This window comes from Nonomuraea sp. NPDC002799, assembly GCF_053592075.1.
Window position 1 is genome coordinate 97137 of record NZ_JBSFVA010000033.1, and the last position, 17420, is coordinate 114556.

The following is a 17420-nucleotide window of genomic DNA, read 5'->3' on the forward strand; positions in this document are numbered from 1 at the left end:
CCGGAGAAACTCCGAAACCGGGGTCAGGCGTCGAAGGGGCGAGCCTGGAGCGGCGCGAGGCTGGCGGCCAGCTCGCACCACACCGTCTTCCCGCCCTCGGCGGGAGCGGTGCCCCAGTGGGTGGAGAGCATCCGCACCACGTGCATGCCCCAGCCGCTGGACGGGCCGGGCTCGCGGGGCTGGGGCAGCAGGGTGCCGGTGTCGCCCACCTCGATCCGTACCCGTGACGGGTCGCCGGCGACGCGCAGCCAGGGTGAGCCTTCGCCGTGCACGAGCGCGTTGGTCACCAGCTCCGACACGACGAGCAGGACGTCCTCGTGACGTCCCTGGTAGCCGCACTTCTCCAGTGCCTGGCGGGTGATGTCGCGGGCCAGCGTGATGCTGCCCATCTCCTCCGGCAGATGGGTGTCCACCTGGTGCGACCCCGCCCCCTTACTGCCCACCCCTCTACTGTCGGGGAGGTCGGCGGCCGATCACGAGACGCAGCCGTCCCAAGTGGTCTGGTACGGCTGCGGGATATATCTGGTGCATCTGCATCAATCCAGCAGCCCTTCCCGGCGCGCCACGGCCACCGCTTCCAGCTTTGACCGGGCACCCAGCTTCTCCAGCACGTGCTGAACGTGGTTGCGCGCGGTGTTGCGGGCCACGCCGAGACGCGCGCCGATCTCCAGGGTGCTCGCCCCCTCGGCCAGGAGCAGCAGCGTCTCACGCTCGCGGGCGGTCAGCGCGGACCCGAGGTGGCCCACGCGGCCGGTCAGCCGGTCGAGCACGCCGGGCAGCAGCCCGGGGGCGAACACCACCCCGCCGGCCGCCACCTCCCGCACCGCCGACTCCAGCTCCCCCAGCCGGGACGACTTCACCACCAGCCCGGCGCCGCCGGCCTCCACCACCCTGGCCGCCACGGACGCGGTCGCCTCACCGGTCAGGACCAGCACGCGGGTCCTGGGCGCGGCGGCGGCGAGCCGCCCGATGGCCGCGATGCCGTCGCCGTCGGGCAGGTGGCGGTCGAGCACCACGACGTCGGGCTGGCATTTGCCGGTGTCGGCGACGGCGGCGGCGATCGAGCCGGCCTGGGCCACGACCTCGATGCCCGGCGCCCGGCCGAGCGCCAGGCCGATGGCTTCGGCGACCATCGCGTGGTCCTCCACGAGCACCAGCCTGATCGAGGGGGGAGACGGCATGGCGCGATGTTCCTTCGGTCTCGCCTGCATCCGGACTGTCGGTCTCGCCGTGCTAGGGACTGTCGATCTCGCCCTCACGGACTGTTCGCCGGGCGTCACGAACAGTCTCGCACAGACCGCCCCAGCAGGGCCCGCGCCCGGCCGACGCCAGTCAGCCGAAAACCGGGCATAGTCATAAATTGGTAAGGTTGTCAGGAAATGTTCAGATCTGAACGGGTGGGATAGGTGGAGGTCGAACAAACAGCGCTGCCGGGAATCGGGTTGAAACATGATTTCACCACCCGCAAAGGTCAGCGCGTAGGCGTCGTGTCACATCGCACCGGCCGCCGTGATCTGGTGATCTACGACCTGGAGGACCCGGACGCGGTCTGCCAGACGGTCAAGCTCAACGACGAGGAGGCCGACGCCCTGGCCGAGCTGCTGGGCGCTCCTCGCATCGTGCAGCGGCTCAACCAGTTGCACGAGCAGGTCGAGGGCCTGGTCAGCGTGCAACTGGTCATCCCGGCCGACAGCCCCTACACGGGCCGGCCCATGGGAGACGCGCGGGTGCGGACCCGTACGAGCGCCTCCATCGTCGCGGTGGTCCGCGGCGGGCAGGTGTTCGCCAGCCCCGGCCCCGAGTTCGTCTTCGGCTCGGGTGACGTGGTGGTCGTGGTGGGCAGCGAGGACAGCACCGCGGAAGTGGCCGACATCCTGGCGAACGGGTAACCGCGGGTGCACGAAACCGCGATCCTCTTTCTCGAGTTCGGTGCTGTACTGCTTGGTCTGGGAATACTGGGCGCTCTGGCGTTGCGTGGCGGCATCTCCCCCATCCCGCTCTACCTGATCGCCGGTCTGGCGTTCGGGACGGGCGGGGTGCTGCCCCTGGCGACCAGCGAGGAGTTCATCTCCGTCGGCGCGGAGCTGGGCGTCGTGCTGCTGCTGCTGACACTCGGCCTGGAGTACAACGCCGACGAACTGGTGACCAGCCTGACGAAGAACGCCCGCGCGGGCATCGTCGACCTGGTGCTCAACGCCGCGCCGGGCGCCATCTGCGCGTTACTTCTCGGCTGGGGTCCCGTGGCGGCCGTGGCCATGGCGGGCGTCACCTACGCCACCTCCTCGGGGATCACCGCCAAGGTGCTGTCGGACCTGGGATGGATCGGCAACAGGGAGACGCCGACGGTCCTGTCGCTGCTGGTGTTCGAAGACCTGACGATGGCGATCTACCTGCCGGTCCTGACCACCATGCTGGCCGGGCTGAGCCTGGTGAGCGGCGCGATCTCGGTCGGCATCGCGCTGCTGACCGTGAGCGTGGTGCTGGTGGTGGCGCTGAAGTTCGGGCGCTTCATCGAGGCGTTCGTCTCCAGCCCGAACAACGAGGTGCTCCTGCTCAAGGTCGTCGGCCTGGCCCTGCTGGTGGCCGGCCTGGCGCAGCAGCTCCAGGTGTCGGCGGCGGTCGGCGCGTTCCTCGTCGGGATCGCGCTCTCCGGCCAGCTCGCCGAGGACGCGCAGGCGCTGCTCGCGCCGCTGCGCGACCTGTTCGCGGCGGTGTTCTTCGTCTTCTTCGGCTTCCAGACCGATCCGGCGAAGATCCTCCCGGTGGCGGGGCTGGCGGCGCTGCTGGCGGTGGTCAGCATGATCACCAAGCTCGTCACGGGCGCGTACGCGGCCCGGCGGGCGGGCATCGCCAAGGCCGGTCAGGCGCGGGCGGGCATCGCGCTCATCCCGCGCGGCGAGTTCAACATCGTGATCGCCGGTCTGGCGGTGGGCGCGGGCGCCCATCCGGACCTGGGGGCGCTGGCCGCGGCGTACGTCCTCATCCTCGCGGCGTTCGGCCCGCTGGCGGCCAAGCTGGTGCAGCCGCTGATCACGGCCATCGCCAAGCGGGCCTGACCCGGCCCCGTCAGCACCCGGTCAACACAGGGCCATGGCCGTCTGCCACACGCCGGGGAGCGCCGCCAGGACCCGGTCGCCGCTCCGCCGGCGGTCGGCGAACGTCGCCACCCCCAGGTCGGCCAGCAACTCCAGGAACCCGTCCTCGTGCCCGGAGACCTCCTCCGCCGCCGCCAGCTTGGCCAGGGACCTGGAGTACGTCGCCGCGATCCAGAAGACCGTCTCCCGATGCAGCCCCTCCCTGATGAGCTCCCTGCTGCCGTCGATGGCGATCGGCCGCGCGAGCGGGGTGACGTCGGAGTCGAAGCGGTAGGAGGGCACCCGCACGGCGGCCGCCGCGTCGTAGACCCGCTCCAGCGCCGCCAGGTGCCGCTCCACCCGCGCGGCGCTGAAGTCGGCGCAGCCCAGCAGGCCGAGCAGGCTCTCGTGGAAGTCCTGCCGCCCGTGGGCGGTGAGCAGGTCGCGGACGTCGGCGTACCGGCGCCGCACGGTGGGGTTGCGCAGCCCGGCCACCAGCAGCACGTGCGTGGTCACCCCGGTGCCGAACAACCACGAGCCGACCTGGTCGGGCAGCGGCGCGGACTCGTCCATGCCGTTGATGAAGCCGCGTACCCGGTCCATGGCGTTCGTGCACCGGGCCAGGATCCACGGGCGCTCGGCGAAGTCGCGCGCCACGACCCGCTGCGTCTCGGTCAGCCGCCCCGTGGGATCGGCGAGCACGCCCGGGAGGTGGAGGTTGGAGGCCAGGTGGTAGTCGCTCAGCACCTCGTGCGTGGAGCCCAGCTCGGCCAGGCCCGAGACTTCGAGCAGCACCCCCTCGTAGAGGAACTTCCCGAGGTGGACGGGCGGGTCGGCGATCACCATGACGTCCACGTCGGACGTCGGGGCCAGCTCCGCGCCCGGCTCCGCCCACAGCGCGGATCCGGTCAGGAAGGCCCCGTCGAACCCGGCGAGGCCGGCGCCCTCCTTGCGTACCCACTCCCGCGCGACCTGTCTGGCCTGCTCAACCCGCATCCACGTCCTCCCGATCTGGGCCGCGGCGCGCGGTCCTGAGCAGAACGAACGCGCCCAGCACGACTAGCACCGCCAGCCCGCCCCAGATCCAGCCGGGAACGCCCGCCGACACCGCGGGCCGCTCGCCGGCCGCCTGCGACGCGCCCGGCGAGGGCGCCTCGCCCGTGGCGGGACCCGCACCGGCGGGCGAAGACGAAGCCGATGGCGAGGCCGATCCTTTCACGCTGAACGGGATTTCGCCCTCGATCGGATGGCCGTCCGAGGACACGACCCGCCAGCCGATCGTGTACCGGCCCGGCGTGAGCGGCCGCGCGAGGCCGGTGCGCACCTTCGGCCCGTCCAGCCGCGGCTTGCCGAGCGGGATCTCCTTGCCCGCGGCGTCGTGCAGCACGACGAACGGGAACTTGACCCCGGCGCTGTACTCAAGCTCGATCTCCTCGACGGAGGACACGTCCGCGTCCTTGGCGGGCGTACTGCTCTTGAGCGTGTCGTGGGCATAGGCCGGCGACGCCTGAACCATCAGGAAAGCTGGGAGAACCGCCAGGGAAAGGACACAGGCGAGCACCGCCGCGCGGATGTGCCTGAGCAGGAACGCCATGGTGGACCATCCTTACACACCAAGGTGGCGGTCCCGCAGGTTCATGACGCGCGTGCCGGGGCAGCGGATAAGGATGGACACCGCCTGCAGCGCCGGCGCGGACCTGGAGCAGTTGGTCCGGCGGGAGTTAACCGACGCGGGATTCACCGTCGAGCCCACGCTGATGTCGGCCGACGGAGGGCTCGGGGTCTGGCACGATCCCACCCGCGGTGTGGTCGTCACCTGGGGCACCTCGGCCGACCAGCTCGTCAAGTACGCGACCGTCCGCGCCGCGGTCCAGCTCGCGCTGCGCATCGTGCTGGTCGAGGCGGGTCACGAGGTCCGGGAGGACATCCACGGGCTGGAGCTCGTCGTCACGTCCTGACGCGGCGCAGCGGGCGGCCCGCCTCGTGCAGGTGGCGCAGCGCCTGACCCCATGACGCGAACAGGCCGCACTCGACGTAGTCCACGCCGATCTCGCGGCAGTACTCGCGGACGATGGGCTGAGCCCTGCGCAAATTCGCGCTGGGCATGCTGGGGAACAGGTGGTGCTCGATCTGGTAGTTCAGGCCGCCGAGCGCGACGTTGACGACCCGGCCGCCCCGGACGTTCCTGGAGGTCAGGACCTGGCGGCGGAGGAAGTCCAGCTCGTCCTGCGCGGTGAGCACGGGCATGCCCTTGTGGTTGGGCGCGAACGTGCAACCCAGGTAGACGCCGTAGCAGGCCTGGTGGACGGCGAGGAAGATCAGCGCCATGCCGGGCGGCAGCACCAGGAAGATCGCGCCGGCGTAGGCCAGGACGTGCGCGCTCAGCAGCAGCCCCTCGACCTTCCTGCCCTTGAGCGACTTCCGGCGCAGCGCGCGGAAGCCCGACACCTTCAGGTTGAGACCTTCGAGCGTGAGCAGCGGGAAGAACAGGAACGCCTGCCAGCGGCCGATGAGGCGCGGCAGCCCCCGGCTGGCCTCGGCCTGCTTCTGCGACCAGAGCAGGATGTCCGGCGAGACGTCGGGGTCGTGGTCCTCGTGGTTGGGGTTGGCGTGGTGGCGGGTGTGCTTGTCCATCCACCAGCCGTAGCTGAGCCCGACGGCCAGGTTGCCCGCCAGCAGCCCGGCCATCCTGCTGGTGCGCCGGGACCGGGAGATCTGGCCGTGCGCCAAATCGTGGGCCAGCAGCGTGACCTGGGCGAAGGCCACGGCCAGCAGCGCCGCGACCGGAAGCTGCCACCAGGAGTCGCCGACCATGGCGAACACCGCCCAGCTCCCGGCGAACAGCGCCGTGACCATGCCGATCCTGGCCGCGTAGTACCAGGGCCGCTTGTCCAGCAGCCCGGCGCGGGCGACGCGGCGCGACAACCTCGCGAAGTCGCTCCCCCGCTCTCCCGGGCGGACGCGGGAAGTCTCCAGCACAGTCACATCTCTCTCCGATGCTGCCGAGGCGTACGTGATCAGTCATCAGCATCGCGAAAGAAGAGGGACCCGCGGACCCCCGCTGTCACCCGTCCTGACGGTAGTGCTGGCCCTACCGGGTGAACGGCGACCCCGCCGCCTGGGATCGGGCGCGCCCATCGCACTCAGCGTGGCACTGGACGACCTCACCAGGTGGAACGGCGGGCGGCGGGGGCACCGGCTCGGACGGACTCAGATGGGCTGCAGGGCCGGCAGCACCGCCGGCGCTGCGGGTTCGCCGTAGATGTGCAGGTCGGGCCGGAAGGCCGTGAGGTAGGCGTCCCGGTCGCGGAAGGTGGCGGCCAGGGCGTCCCCGTAGTCGATGAGCTCCATGTGGGCGTGCCTGCGGGGCTCGTAGCGGGCGTGGAGCAGCCGGTCGAGCAGCTCCTCGTCGCCGTCGGCCGCGCAGATGACCTCGGCCAGGATCTCGGCGTCGTGCAGCGTGTAGCTCATGCCCATGCCGGTCATCGGATGGCAGGCGAAGGCGGCCGAACCGAGGAGCGCGGCGTTGCCCTTGTGGTAGGCCGCCACCCGCATCGAGGAGACCTTCATCCGCTGCCAGGTGGCGGGCTGGAGGAAGTTGAAGGCGTCGGAGCTGTCGGTGACGAACCGCTTCAGCTTGTCGAGCAGCGCGGGGATGCCGTCCTGGAAGATCTCCTTGTCGTCCTCGGGCGGCAGGCCGACGAAGACCCTGGCCTGGTCCCTGTTGATCGGGTAGAGGTAGGCGAACCAGCCTTCGGAGCTGAAGTAGAGCCGGTTGAGCTGGGCGACGCTGGTGCTCAGCGGCACGGTGGCCACGCGCATCAGCAGCCGCTCGTACGGCATCGTGCGCTGCTCGACGTCGAGCGCCTGCCGTACGGCGGACTTGGTGCCGTCCGCGCCGATCACGACGCCCGCCCGCAGCCGGTGCCCGTCGGAGAGCGTCAGCTCCTCGACCCGGCCCTCGCCGAGGGTGATGTCGTCGATGCTGGCGTCGAAGCGGAACTCGACGCCCTCCATCGCGCAACTCGTGTAGATGAGCTCGACCAGCTCCCGGTAGGGGCGGATGAGGAAGCCCCCGTCGGGGAAGCGGCACTCCTGGATGGGGTCGCCGTCGTGGTAGTAGCGGATGACGTCGCGTCTGAGGCCATGGCGTTCGACGAGGTCCGCCAGTCCGTGCCGGGCGAGCACCCGGAGGCCCGGGGGCTTGAGGAAGTCGGCGCCCGCGCTGGGCACGGAGGGTCCCTGCTCGATGACGACGACGTGCCGGCCGCGGCGGCCCAGCAGTAAGGCCAGGAAGCAGCCGCCGAGCCCGGCGCCGACGATGGCTACGTCGCAGGATGTGGTTGCCATGACGAGAGCCCTTTCGGTGGTTCGAGGTCAGTGCGTGGTCCCGCGGGTGCCGGCGAGCGGTCCGGGTTCGGCCGCCCGCTGGCGCGGGATGTGTTCCATGGGGGGAGTGCGGGTCTCGACAGGCAGCAGCGCGTCCGCCTCCGCCGCGACGGTGGCGAGGGTCATGCGCAACTCCAGCAACATCCGGCGTGGCACCTTGATCATGACGTCGCCCGGATCGGTCCGCAGCCGGGTGATCTTGGTCAGGGCCAGCGCTCCGATGAGCACCGAGATGGCCACGCACATCGCGAGCGCGCCCGCCAGACCGGCGAAGGGGCCGGTCATGAACGGGTGGTCGATGACGACCGACACGACCGCGACGCCGACGGCCCCGCCGACCATGCGCGCCATGGTGGCCGCGCCGACGGCGGAGGCGTACTGCTGGGGACGGGCGGCGAGGGTGGTGGCGACGGAGGTGCCCGGCGCGAGCGCGCCGACCCCGACGCCGACCACGACGCTGGCCACCAGGCCCCACACGGTGGGCCCGGCCTGCGTCAGGACGATCACGCAGGCGCCGCCGCAGAGCAGCGACCCGGCGTAGATCAGCCCGTACGCGCCGACGCGCTTGACGATGCGCCCGGCCAGGAAACTCGTCACGACGACGGCGACCGAGGTGGGTGTCAGCCACATGGCCACTTCGAGCATGGGATAGCCCAGGTGGAGCAGGTACAGCGGCTGCACGGTCAGCAGCCCGTACGACAACGCGCCGAAGCCCCAGGTGGCCAGCCAGCCCCAGACGAACCGGGGCCGCCGCCACAGGGCCAGGTCGATGGCGGGCAGGCGGTGATGCCTGGCCTGCGCGAGCGCGCCGCCCAGCAGGGCCAGCGCCGCGAGCGCCAGCCACACCACGTCCATGCCCCAGGCCATGGCCTTGGAGATGGCCAGGACGATGACCGCGATGCCCGCGGCCAGCAACCAGGCGCCGAGCACGTCCGGCACGCCCCTGCCCGTGGCGGCGCGCCTGCCCGATGGCAGGCCGACGCAGGCGATCAGGAGCAGGACGCCCATCACGACGTCGGGGACGAACAACGACCGCCAGCCCACGGCGGCGGCCAGCCAGCCGCCGCCCGCCTGCATGAGCAGGCAGCCGAGCCCGGAGGCGGAGCTCCACAGCGCGATGGCGCCGCGCCGCTGCGACTCCGGCAGCTCCCCGAGCAGCAGTCCGAGGCTGGCCGGGATCATCGCCGCGGCTCCCGCGCCCTGGACCGCCCGTGCGGCCAGCACGTACGACCAGGAATCGACGGTGACGGCGGCGATGGCGCCCAGGGTGAAGATCACGAGCCCGACGGCCAGCACCCGCCGCCGGCCGAACAGGTCGGCCCAGCGGCCGGCGGTGGCCAGCAGGGCGGCGATCGGGATGAAAGCCGCGCTGGTCAGCCAGACCAGGTCGCCGAGCGGCATGCCGGCACCCGCCGGCGTGTAACGCAACATTCCGACAGCGAGCGTGGTGGCCGTGGTGTCGGCCATCACCGTCAACATCACGCCGGCGCCGACCAGCCGCAGCATCACGCCGTGGCGTCGGTCTCCGCCGGCCGTGCTCGTCCCCCGCGCTGGTGACGTACGCACGAGGTCACCTCCTTGAAGCCTTGGAGCGAACTCCGTCCGCGGGCAGCCTCCGGCGGTGCGGGCGGCGGAGCAGGATGGTGGTGTCAGGCGCCGTAGCGGCCGGGCGACAGCAGGCCGTCCGGGTCGAGCGCCGTCTTGAGCCTGTGCAGCATGCCGAGGCTGGCGGTGCTGGTCTCGGACCAGACGTCGGCGGCGGCGTGGTCGATGTCGGAGCGGTAGATGGCGCAGCCGTGCCCGCGCAACAGGCAGTTGCCGTCGTTGCGGAGCTGGTGCGCGCGGTAGGGCGCGTCGGCCGCGCCGCGTTCGAAGAAGATCTGGATGACGCCGTTGGCCATGTGCGTGCTGACGAGGTTCCACTCCACCATGAGGGCGGTGCCGTGCGCGTCCACGGCCGTCTGCAGGGCGGTCAGGAGATGGTCGGTCCTTCGTGCGTGCATCGGCATCAGCGGCAGCAGCGCCAGGAAGCCGATCGGGCCCTCGTCGATCTGGTCGCAGGAGGTCAGGCCGAGCGCGTTGTGCACGCCGCGGCAGGTGGGGATGCCCTGGGACATGAGCGCCCTGGGGTAGAGCGGGTCGTCGGGGGCGACCTCGGCCGCGTCCACGACGCGCAGCGCCTCGGCGCCCTCGACCTCGACCAGCGCCTTGCGCAGCAGCTCCTCGGCCAGCTCGACCGTGGCGTCGGTGCCCATCAGCGGCCCGAGCACGGTGAACAGGCCAGGGTCGGCCCCCGGCGGCAGGAACCAGTCGCCGTCAGCGGGCGTGAGCGCCAGCTCGCGTACGCGCAGCAACCCCTCGGCCGGGTTGCCGCGGCGCAGGAAGCCGGTGATCGCGCCGAGCGCGACGCCGACCTGGTCCCGGTGCATCCGCCCGTGCACGAGCCCGATGGTCTGCGGGCGCGGCACCAGCGACACGGCCATGGCGGTGACGACGCCCAGGTTGTGCTGGATGAACGCGGGCGTCAGGTCCGGTCCGGCGACCCGGCCGTGGTAGCGCCCTGCGGGGTCGAGCCCGCCGGTGGTGATCACGCTGCCGTCGGCGAGCACGGCCTCGATCCCGGCCACGTCGTGCACCCGGGAGCGGACGCAACCGTCGCCGCGGTCGAGCGCGTTGCCGATCACGGAGGTGTCGGCGCAGGAGGCGGTAACGTTCAGCATCCACGGGGTCTCGCGCAGCACGTCGGCGAGTTGCGCCTGCGTCACTCCCGGCTCGATGACCGCGTAGCCGGCCTCCAGGTCGAGGCTGCGGACGCGGTTCATGCCGCTGAGGTCGACGACCACGTTGTCCTCGGTGACCGGCATGGAGGAGCCCATCCCCCAGTTCCTGCCGGTGCTGATCGGATAGAGGCGGCTGCGGGCCGCCATGGCGCGACGGACCAGAGCCCGTACCTCGTCGAGGGTGCGCGGCTTCTCGATGCCGGCGATGGAGCGTGGTTGGTGGCCCCCGACGTCACGCGACTTCAGCTCCAGCCGCGATAGTCCCTGCATGACTCTCCTCAAAGGGTGAGATATCGCTCTATCGGCTCCCGGTTGGGGGCCGCTGAGGCACACGTCAGACCGTGTGCTGGAGCAGGTCGTCGATGGAGCCGATGGCCTGGTTGGACATCTCCCTGATGCCGAGCAGCCGCTGCTCGACGTAGACGTCGGGCTCGTCGGCGAGGTCGGTGCGGGGGAAGTCGAGGGTGCCGCGCGGCGCCGCCTGCACGGGGACCTCGTGCAGGCCGTAGGGGTGCCGGCGGGCTCGCGGTGTCTCGGTGTCTCGGGGTTCGCGCATGGAGCGGACGGGCGGATGCGGGGGGGTTCGCATGACGGGAGGTCTCCTACCGGACTCGGGTGGGTTTTCCGGGCGAGTGCTCGCCGTTGAGCGGCTCGGGGTCAGCGCGCGCCCTCCTCGTGACCGAGGTGTTCGGCCCGGGGAGTGACGGCCGCGGGGATGGCCCGCGGCACGCCGTGGTTGATGACGCTCGCCGCGATGCGGCGCTCGGCCAGGCCCATGTGGGGACGGCCGCCGCCGGGGAAACTCGGCCGTGCGGTGGCCGAGCCGCGGATCATGGAGCTGGCGTGCACCCACCGGCGCGCGTCCGCCAGCACGTCCCGCTGCGCGCGGGACAGGTCGGAGTGCTGCGCGTACTGCTCGCAGACGGCCCGCGCGAGCACCCGCGCCATGATGAGATGCTCCTCGCAGGCCGCCGCGACCTTGGACTCCAGCCCGGTGACCTGGGCGAGGAGCAGTTGCAGGTGCGGCAGGCTCGAGCTGCGCTCGAACCCGTCGAGCTCGGCCAGCCGCTCGGGCCAGCGCAGCCGCCGCTCGATCGACGCGCAGACGCCCGCCACCACCTGGGCGGGAGGCTGCTCGCCTGGATCACGCCCATCGAGCTGGACGGCTCGCTGGGCGGTGTGCTCGAAGCCGGACAGCCGGCGCAGCCCGCTCTGCAGCAGGCGTACGCGGTTGTGCAGGCACGCGGCGCTCCAGCCGAGGATCAGCAGGCGATCGGCGTCGGCCTCACAGTGCCAGCCGACCAGCGCCACTTCACGCGCCATGCGATGGTGGAGCACCCAGGACTCCTGCTCGGTGATCGGCACCGGAGTGTCGATCCACACCTGCAGGCCGCCGGGGGGCACCTCGCCGACGCCGATGTCGATGCCGCCCGGCGCGACTCTGGCGCAGATCCGCTGCACCACGCGCCGCTGGGCTTCCGTCTCCGGCGCCACGGGCACCGGGCCGGGTAGCACGCGCTCTGGCGCGATTTTGGCTCTGGGCTCGATGCTCATGTGGGGCCACCTCCTGACCCTTGGACCACTTCGTAAATTCACACTTAATTGTGCCGCCCTCAGGGTCGTCAGGGAGGCGTTTTCTGTCAACTCCCACTTAACGGATCGGGCATGTTTACCCGGCCGCGGCACCGCGCCGCGCGGCAGGCCGAAGACTTCCCGCAGGTGAATACCGCGTTACGGCGAGTGAATGATCTAAGGTCCGTACGGTTGCGTGATACGGGAAATCAGGCGAGGAGCGAGCCGGTGCCGGTCCCCAAAGCCATGGTCGTGGCCATGTGCGTGGCCGCCGCGCCGCCTGCGTACATCGGGGCGACCGGGGCGGAGAGTGGTTACTGTGTGCTACCAGAGCACTCCCAGCAGTCCGCGTCTTACCTGATCGATACTGATTCCTCACTAGACTGGATTCATCCGAATCCGCCGCCCGCCGGGGTGGAGCCGTCGGAGTCCGAGCGGCTCGACTTCGCCGGATTTCCGAACGTGTCCGTCTTCGGCCGGAAAGTGGTCGTCACCTACACCACGAACGTGGACGAGGTGGCCACCCTCACCAGCGACAGCGCCTTCTCCGGGGACGGCGGGGCGACCTTCGGCCCTGGCGGCGCCACGCCGCTGCGCGAGTCCCCCATCGAGCTGCTCGACGGCCGCTTCTTCGCCACGGAGTACTACCTGACGAGGACCGGCCCGCACACGGCGCGGCTGGGGGTGCTCACCTCGTCGTCGCCGGACGCCGGCGAGAGCTGGCTGCGCTCGGAGTCGACCCTGACCACGCCCGGCGACCTGCTGCCCGGCGGGGCCGCGCACGGACTGCCGATCCAGCTCGCCGACGGCACGATCCTCATCACGGTGTACGCCGGCTACAGCGACACGGGGACCTCCCAGGCCGAGGTGTACGCCAGCGCGGACGGCGGCCGGACGTTCGCCCGGCGCGGCGTGATCGCCGGCCCCGCCGGCGGGTTCGTCTACAACGAGGCGGCCGTCGAGCAGACGGCGGACGGGAGCCTGCTGGCGGTGCTGCGGCGCGACGGAGGGCCGTACTCGACGCTGCACCAGAGCCGCTCCGCCGACGGCGGCCACACCTGGTCACCGGTCACCGGGCTGCGCTTCACCGGCCTGGACTGCGTGGTGCGCGGGGTGGCGCCGCGGCTGCTGCTGACGCCCGGCGGGGTGCTCGTGCTGAGCGCGGGGCGGCCGGACAACTGGCTGGCCGTCTCCCCCGACGGGCTCGGCGACTCGTGGCTGGAGCCCCGGGTGACCTACCACAACCGCGACGGGATGTGGGACACGCACGGCTCGTCGGGCTACACCGGGCTGGCCGCCGTCGGACCGCACCGGCTGATCCAGGTCTTCGACAACTGCAAGCTGCCCGGGGCACGTCCCGACGGGCTGCTGAACGAGACGGCGTGCCCCGCGCACGGGCTCTTCGAGCAAGGGGGCTGGTACGCGGTCAAGCGGCGGCTCTTCGACGTCGCCACGCCGCGCCCCGGCCGGCTGGACCTGGCGGCCCTGCATCGGCGTGGCGAGCTTCGGGTCTCCACGACCATGCGCTGGACCGGCCGCGCCCGGACGCGGCCGCAGGCGGCCTTCGACGGCAGCACCGCGTACTGGTCGAGTGCCATTGGCCGTGGGCCGGGACAATTCGTGCTGCACCTGGACCGGCAATATCCGATCCATTCGATAGGGCTCAGTCTGCGGCCGGGGCATGCGGCGAACGCGCGGGTTCATGTGTCGCGCGACGGGCGCTCGTGGGGCGCGCCGGTGGTGCGGGTCAGCGGGCGGACGGATTACGCGCTGCGTTATTCCGACGTGGGGGTCACGGGGCGGCACGTGAAGATCGTCACCGAGGCCGCAGGACCGTGCGATGCCGAGGTCGGGCGGGGTTCATGCGGTGTGCTCAACGAGGTGGAGCTTTACTCCGGAAAGTGAGCGGACCGGCCGTTCCGGCCGCTCTGTATGCGCGAAACCGGCGGCGATCCGGAAATATCAACATAAAGGCGCCGGGCCTTCCCACAATGTGCCGATAGCTTCTGCGGCGCGCAGGTAGCGCACCGATGAGTTTTCGCAGTGCGCATATAGCGCACTTTTCAGCACGGGGGTGCTTATAGCACCTTTGAGTGCTCGGGCACATAGAGCGCATTTTTGAGCGCCCGGCCGCACATTATGCATCTTTGAGCGCGAGGGCGCAGATGAGCGCCCCCGCGCGAGACCTCACTCCACGGTCTCACTCCGCCGGCCTCACCGGTCGCCGGGGAAGTCCTTGTCGCGCCGGCGGCGCAGCTCGTCCTCCGGCTTGGATGATCCCTTCTTGCCGGACCCCTCCTCGTCGATCTCCAGCCGCTCCTTGCGGACCTGGCCCTGCACGGTCTCCTCGCCCTGCACGCTCTCCTTGTGGACGTGGATGCGCTCGACGGGCTTGGTCTCCTTGCCGACGACCGGGTGCTCCTCGTAGAGCCGGATGTCCCGCTCCTCCTCGTGGATCTCGTACACGCCGCCGGTCTCCCCGTCGCGGATGACCTCGCGCTCGATCACGACCTCCTCGTGCATGACCGGGACCCGCTGGCTGACGTTCTCGGTGTCGACGTACTTGTGCAGGCGGACACGGCCCGTCTCCCTGCGCTCCTTGCCGATGTGGAGCTGCTCCTCCGAGCGCGTCATGTCGAAGTCACGGTCGGACTGGCCCATGTCGCGGTCGCGGCCGGACATGGCCGGGTCGACACGCCGGTCGCCGGGCACGGCCCTGCGGGTGTCCTCCGCACGACCTCCTGCGGCCTGCCGCCCGGTCGCCTCCCCCGCGATCGGCGACTTCCGCTGCTCGCCGGCCCGCTGTTGCGGGATGCTCGACGGCTGCATGCCGTAGTAGCGGTAGAGGTCGGCCTCCTCCTCCAGGGAGAGGCGGTCGTCCACGTCGATATTGGGCGCTCCCTTGATCATTTCCTTGTCGAAGGGGACCCGGATCTCCTCGTTCGAGCGGCGGGCGTTGGTCAGCGGCACGAAGGTCTGCTTCATTCCGAAGAACCCCGTGCGTACCGTGACCCACTCCGGCTCGCCCGTACGATCGTTGAGGTAGACCTGGCCCACCTTGCCGACCGACTGTCCGTCCGACCCGACCACATGGCAGTCGAGCAGGTTACGGATCTCTGTTTGCATGGCCACGACGATCCCCCCGATGCGTTCGTCCTGGGTTCAAACAGGACAAATACCCCAAATCGTCTCATTCCCACACCCGGTCTGGGCAGTTTTTCCCCTCTTTCATCCTCCGCCCCCAGGATGGTCATCGAACGGTCACTCGCCGTGACCTTGCTGGAGTGCGGTCAGATGCTTCTGCAGCGCCGGCTCGGCGGCCTTGGCCAGGGCCACCACCGCCGGGGAGGAGCCTTGCGCGACCTCCTTCTTGGTGGCGGCCAGCGCGGCCTTGTGCTCCTTGGTCATGGCGGCGACGAAGTCGTGGTCGAAGTCCTGGCCGGACGCGTCCTGCATCCGCACGAGCTCCGCGCGCTGCTTGGCCGTCGTCGAGGTGGGCAGTTCGACCCCCATCTGCGAGGCCGCCTGGGTGACCTTGGTGTCGAGCGCCGTGTGGTCGTCGAGGAGCATCTTGCCGATCGACTTGACCTGCTTCGTGGTGCCCTTGCCCACCGCCAGCCGGCCGGCCTGCACCTCGGTCAGGTTGCCCTGGTGAATGGTCCGCATCCAGGTCCGGTCCTGCTCGGATGGTTGTGTGTCGGTCTGGGGCGCCAGGCCCGCGGTGTTCGGCGGCACGTCCGCTTGGCATCCGGCGAGGGCGGCGACGGCTACGGCCGCCAGCGACATGGTCAGACGAGTGCGCATGAGTTACCTCTGACATGGTGGTATTGTTTGACTACCGACAGTAATCGCCAGCAGGCCCCGCACCCGGCATTCGGCCCTCCGAGCGCGTTTCGCCGGTGTCGTCCCTCCGGAGCGGCGGCGGTCTAGCCGAAGCTCAGCGCCAGGTTGACGTGGCGTTTGCGGATGACCGTCCGGTCACCGGGGACCGGCCCCTCATACGCCTCCACCCGCAGCGTCTCCGCCCCTGGGCGGCCGGCCTCGTCCCATGCCGCGACGTGACCGGCCAGCTCGGCCGCCAGCCGGGCGCCGCCGGCCCCGTGGCCGCGGACGGCGAACGAGCCCTCCACCACCACCAGCAGCGCGATGCCGTCGCCCTCGGCGAGCCCGGCGCTCATGCCGTAGCCGGTGTCAGGCCCGAGCTTGCCGATCACCGCGCACCAGCGGGGCTCGTGCAGCGCCAGCCACAGCGCGACGCTCATGTCGGAGTGGGCCGCCTCCGGCCGATGCGCCACCTCGGTCACGATCTCGGTGGGCTCGGCGTCGAGGGCGGCGAGCACGTCGCCGAGCACGCGCGGCTCGGGCAGCGCCAGAGTGAGCTCGGGATCGCGGCGCAACACCGTGACGGCCTCGGTCCCGGCGAACGGCCCGCGCATCCGCATGAACCCGCACGGCGCCGCCGACCGGCTGGCCCAGTGCCCGCCCTCGCGCTCCATGGCCACGGAGACCTGCACGCCGCGCAGGTCGAGCGGCACCACCAGCCGCCCGCCGGGACCGAGCTGGGCCAGCCAGGCGGGCGCCAGGTCCCACACGCCCACCGTGGCGATCAGCCGGTCGTAGGGGGCGGCGCCGGGCAGTCCCAGCGCGCCGTCGGCGCAGACGACCTCCACCTGGGGCTTTCCTGCGTCGGACAGGAGCCGTCTGGCCCGCGTGGCGATGTCGTCGTCGATGTCGATGCTGACCACCCGGCCCTCGGGGCCCGTGAGGTGGGCCAGCAGCGCCGCGTTGTAGCCGGTGCCCGCGCCGATCTCCAGCACCCGGTGCCCGGGGGCCACGGCGAGCTGGTCGAGCATGGTGGCCATGATGGCGGGCTGGGAGGAGGAGCTGATCGGCCGGCCGTCGGCGTCACGTTTGGTGACGATGGGCTCGTCGCGGTAGGCGTCGTCCGGGTCGACCCCGGGCAGGAAGAGGTGACGTGGCACCGCGAGGAACGCCGCAGCCACCGCGTCGCTGACCTTCTGACGCCGGCGGAGCAGCGCCACCATGGCTTCCCTTTGCGGCGCGAAGTCCATGGGCCCCATTGTCCACGCGGGCGGGATCGTCCGAGAGCCCTCAGGCAAAGAAACGGCCAAGGAGGGTTAGGCCGCAAACCGAGGGGCAGGGCAGGAAGCTCCTGTACGTCGACCGTGAGGAGGAGCAGTAGTGCTCACCCTGACAGCCAACGCAGCCCAGGCGATCCGTGATCTGACTGCGGCGGCGCCCGAGCCCACCCAGAGCGGGATTCGCATCTCGTCTCAGGGGGAGGGCGCGGGTTCGCTCACCCTTTCGCTGGCCACCGAACCCGAACCGGCGGACGCCGTGGTCGAGGCCGAGGGGGCCCGGGTCTACCTGGACCCGGTGGCCGCCACCGCTCTGGACGACAAGGCTCTGGACGCGGGAGCCGACGATCAGGGAAGCGTGTCGTTCCTGGTCACCGAGAAGAACGCCTGACGCCGTGCCGCCGCGGCCCGCGCCCCGACCGGGGCCGGCCCCGCGGGCCGCCGCGCACCCCGCCGGAAGCATGTTCAGGTAGCGGAGGAGCGGAAACCTCTGGTCGCCCCGCCCC

18 protein-coding genes are annotated in these 17420 nt (G+C 71.1%); 5 read left to right on the forward strand and 13 right to left on the reverse strand.

Annotated elements, in window-relative coordinates:
- Window positions 1–23 precede the first annotated feature (23 nt).
- Both ACWD0F_RS40380 and ACWD0F_RS40385 read right to left on the reverse strand, forming a co-directional pair.
- The gene (locus tag ACWD0F_RS40380; protein ID WP_449886269.1) at window positions 24–443 is read right to left on the reverse strand and encodes an ATP-binding protein; all 420 of its coding nucleotides are present in this window, start codon (window positions 441–443) and stop codon (window positions 24–26) included.
- Window positions 444–536: 93 nt separating this feature from the next.
- Complete coding sequence (locus tag ACWD0F_RS40385) at window positions 537–1181, reverse strand: response regulator transcription factor (protein WP_449886272.1); 645 nt, start codon at window positions 1179–1181, stop codon at window positions 537–539.
- Between the two features lie 306 nt (window positions 1182–1487).
- Here ACWD0F_RS40385 and ACWD0F_RS40390 point away from each other — a divergent pair, with 306 nt between their 5' ends.
- Together ACWD0F_RS40390 and ACWD0F_RS40395 are read left to right on the forward strand one after the other, a co-directional pair.
- On the forward strand, window positions 1488–1889 hold the full coding sequence (locus ACWD0F_RS40390) for a cation:proton antiporter regulatory subunit (protein ID WP_449886275.1): 402 nt from the start codon (window positions 1488–1490) through the stop codon (window positions 1887–1889).
- 6 nt (window positions 1890–1895) lie between these two features.
- Window positions 1896–3056, forward strand: coding sequence for a cation:proton antiporter (locus ACWD0F_RS40395; RefSeq protein ID WP_449886277.1), 1161 nt, complete (start codon window positions 1896–1898; stop codon window positions 3054–3056).
- A 21-nt stretch (window positions 3057–3077) separates the two neighbouring features.
- Here ACWD0F_RS40395 and ACWD0F_RS40400 read toward each other — a convergent pair whose 3' ends face one another.
- Both ACWD0F_RS40400 and ACWD0F_RS40405 read right to left on the reverse strand, forming a co-directional pair.
- Window positions 3078–4070 carry a hypothetical protein gene (locus tag ACWD0F_RS40400; RefSeq protein ID WP_449886280.1) on the reverse strand — a complete coding sequence of 331 codons (993 nt, stop codon included), beginning with the start codon at window positions 4068–4070 and terminating at the stop codon, window positions 3078–3080.
- Window positions 4060–4668 carry a copper resistance CopC family protein gene (locus tag ACWD0F_RS40405; protein WP_449886283.1) on the reverse strand — a complete coding sequence of 203 codons (609 nt, stop codon included), beginning with the start codon at window positions 4666–4668 and terminating at the stop codon, window positions 4060–4062. Before ACWD0F_RS40405 ends, ACWD0F_RS40400 begins: the two co-directional genes overlap by 11 nt.
- A 73-nt stretch (window positions 4669–4741) precedes the next feature.
- Between ACWD0F_RS40405 and ACWD0F_RS40410 the strand changes: the two genes are divergently transcribed.
- Entirely contained in the window at window positions 4742–5032 is a 291-nt protein-coding gene (locus tag ACWD0F_RS40410; RefSeq protein ID WP_449886286.1) for a hypothetical protein, read from the forward strand.
- Here the strand turns inward: ACWD0F_RS40410 and ACWD0F_RS40415 are convergent.
- The 6 genes from ACWD0F_RS40415 to ACWD0F_RS40440 all read right to left on the reverse strand — a co-directional run bounded on the left by ACWD0F_RS40415 (window position 5022) and on the right by ACWD0F_RS40440 (window position 11797).
- A complete protein-coding gene (locus ACWD0F_RS40415) occupies window positions 5022–6053 on the reverse strand; it encodes a fatty acid desaturase family protein (protein WP_449886288.1) in 1032 nt (343 codons plus the stop codon). The two genes, ACWD0F_RS40410 and ACWD0F_RS40415, sit on opposite strands and share 11 nt — an antisense overlap.
- A gap of 231 nt (window positions 6054–6284) precedes the next feature.
- A complete protein-coding gene (locus tag ACWD0F_RS40420) occupies window positions 6285–7424 on the reverse strand; it encodes an FAD-dependent monooxygenase (RefSeq protein ID WP_449886291.1) in 1140 nt (379 codons plus the stop codon).
- A 27-nt stretch (window positions 7425–7451) separates the two neighbouring features.
- The gene (locus ACWD0F_RS40425) at window positions 7452–9029 is read right to left on the reverse strand and encodes an MFS transporter (RefSeq protein WP_449886292.1); all 1578 of its coding nucleotides are present in this window, start codon (window positions 9027–9029) and stop codon (window positions 7452–7454) included.
- Between the two features lie 83 nt (window positions 9030–9112).
- Complete coding sequence (locus tag ACWD0F_RS40430) at window positions 9113–10513, reverse strand: FAD-binding oxidoreductase (RefSeq protein ID WP_449886294.1); 1401 nt, start codon at window positions 10511–10513, stop codon at window positions 9113–9115.
- A 64-nt stretch (window positions 10514–10577) separates the two neighbouring features.
- Window positions 10578–10832: a hypothetical protein gene (locus ACWD0F_RS40435; protein WP_449886297.1), complete on the reverse strand. Its 255-nt coding sequence runs from the start codon at window positions 10830–10832 to the stop codon at window positions 10578–10580.
- A 68-nt stretch (window positions 10833–10900) separates the two neighbouring features.
- Window positions 10901–11797 carry a hypothetical protein gene (locus tag ACWD0F_RS40440; RefSeq protein ID WP_449886300.1) on the reverse strand — a complete coding sequence of 299 codons (897 nt, stop codon included), beginning with the start codon at window positions 11795–11797 and terminating at the stop codon, window positions 10901–10903.
- 246 nt (window positions 11798–12043) lie between these two features.
- On the opposite strand from ACWD0F_RS40440, the gene ACWD0F_RS40445 reads away from it, so the two are divergent.
- A complete protein-coding gene (locus ACWD0F_RS40445) occupies window positions 12044–13720 on the forward strand; it encodes an exo-alpha-sialidase (RefSeq protein ID WP_449886303.1) in 1677 nt (558 codons plus the stop codon).
- Window positions 13721–14029: 309 nt separating this feature from the next.
- Here the strand turns inward: ACWD0F_RS40445 and ACWD0F_RS40450 are convergent, their stop codons facing one another.
- The 3 genes from ACWD0F_RS40450 to fxlM all read right to left on the reverse strand — a co-directional run bounded on the left by ACWD0F_RS40450 (window position 14030) and on the right by fxlM (window position 16887).
- The gene (locus ACWD0F_RS40450) at window positions 14030–14941 is read right to left on the reverse strand and encodes a DUF2382 domain-containing protein (RefSeq protein WP_449886305.1); all 912 of its coding nucleotides are present in this window, start codon (window positions 14939–14941) and stop codon (window positions 14030–14032) included.
- Between the two features lie 135 nt (window positions 14942–15076).
- Window positions 15077–15619, reverse strand: a complete 543-nt coding sequence (locus ACWD0F_RS40455; RefSeq protein ID WP_449886308.1) for a DUF4142 domain-containing protein — start codon at window positions 15617–15619, stop codon at window positions 15077–15079.
- 122 nt (window positions 15620–15741) lie between these two features.
- Complete coding sequence (gene fxlM, locus ACWD0F_RS40460; protein ID WP_449886311.1) at window positions 15742–16887, reverse strand: methyltransferase, FxLD system; 1146 nt, start codon at window positions 16885–16887, stop codon at window positions 15742–15744.
- Window positions 16888–17017: 130 nt separating this feature from the next.
- On the opposite strand from fxlM, the gene ACWD0F_RS40465 reads away from it, so the two are divergent.
- On the forward strand, window positions 17018–17305 hold the full coding sequence (locus ACWD0F_RS40465; protein WP_449886314.1) for a Fe-S cluster assembly protein HesB: 288 nt from the start codon (window positions 17018–17020) through the stop codon (window positions 17303–17305).
- The last annotated feature ends 115 nt before the right edge of the window (window positions 17306–17420 follow it).

Coding starts and splice junctions, on each gene's coding strand:
- ACWD0F_RS40400 (WP_449886280.1), bottom strand. CDS start 4,070: ATGCGGGTTGAGCAGGCCAGACAGGTCGCGCGGGAGTGGGTACGCAAG.
- ACWD0F_RS40405 (WP_449886283.1), bottom strand. CDS start 4,668: ATGGCGTTCCTGCTCAGGCACATCCGCGCGGCGGTGCTCGCCTGTGTC.
- ACWD0F_RS40410 (WP_449886286.1), top strand. CDS start 4,742: ATGGACACCGCCTGCAGCGCCGGCGCGGACCTGGAGCAGTTGGTCCGG.
- ACWD0F_RS40385 (WP_449886272.1), bottom strand. CDS start 1,181: ATGCCGTCTCCCCCCTCGATCAGGCTGGTGCTCGTGGAGGACCACGCG.
- ACWD0F_RS40455 (WP_449886308.1), bottom strand. CDS start 15,619: ATGCGCACTCGTCTGACCATGTCGCTGGCGGCCGTAGCCGTCGCCGCC.
- ACWD0F_RS40430 (WP_449886294.1), bottom strand. CDS start 10,513: ATGCAGGGACTATCGCGGCTGGAGCTGAAGTCGCGTGACGTCGGGGGC.
- ACWD0F_RS40440 (WP_449886300.1), bottom strand. CDS start 11,797: ATGAGCATCGAGCCCAGAGCCAAAATCGCGCCAGAGCGCGTGCTACCC.
- ACWD0F_RS40420 (WP_449886291.1), bottom strand. CDS start 7,424: ATGGCAACCACATCCTGCGACGTAGCCATCGTCGGCGCCGGGCTCGGC.
- fxlM (WP_449886311.1), bottom strand. CDS start 16,887: ATGGACTTCGCGCCGCAAAGGGAAGCCATGGTGGCGCTGCTCCGCCGG.
- ACWD0F_RS40435 (WP_449886297.1), bottom strand. CDS start 10,832: ATGCGAACCCCCCCGCATCCGCCCGTCCGCTCCATGCGCGAACCCCGA.
- ACWD0F_RS40450 (WP_449886305.1), bottom strand. CDS start 14,941: ATGCAAACAGAGATCCGTAACCTGCTCGACTGCCATGTGGTCGGGTCG.